1 protein-coding gene is annotated in these 500 nt (G+C 62.0%); it reads left to right on the top strand.

Features of this window, described 5'->3' with window-relative positions; genetic code table 11:
• Nucleotides 1-22 precede the first annotated feature (22 nt).
• Nucleotides 23-500, top strand: a 478-nt coding sequence (locus FQ082_RS12920) for a DUF21 domain-containing protein (RefSeq protein ID WP_149493459.1), incomplete at its 3' end; no start/stop codon positions are given.

Genomic DNA, 500 nt, shown 5'->3' on the forward strand with positions numbered 1-500 from the left:
GGACAACTTGCCCCTAGGGCCGATGCTCGCGGTAGTGACCCTGCTGATTTTATGGTCGGCGCTGTTTACCGCCATCGAGGCCGCGCAACACCACTTGCTGGCCCAGCGCCTCGGCACTCGCCAGGGTGACAAGGCCGCAGCCCGGCTGAACTTCCCGCGCAACAGCCTCATTCTCTGCAATACCCTGTGCCGCACCGTGATGGTGATCCTCTGTACCCTGTTGGCGATCTATGCCTGGGCCGATAACGGCCCCTGGATCGGCTGGCTGATCTCCAGCGCCGCGTTGCTGGTGCTGGCCGACTACTTGCCTCGCGCCCTGGCCACCCGTTATCCGCAAGCGGTGCTGGGTTTTGGCAATACGCTGTTGGGCGTGCCGCTGAAAATCCTCTATCCACTGGCCTGGCTGCTCAACGGCGTCAGCCTGTTGCTGCTCAAGCCCTTCGCTCGCAAGTCTGGCGTAGTCAAGAAAAGCGACGAGCCACAACCAGATAACGATGACG

Source organism: Psychrobacter sp. ANT_H56B, assembly GCF_008369245.1.
GTDB classification, from domain to species: Bacteria; Pseudomonadota; Gammaproteobacteria; order Pseudomonadales; family Moraxellaceae; genus Psychrobacter; species Psychrobacter cryohalolentis.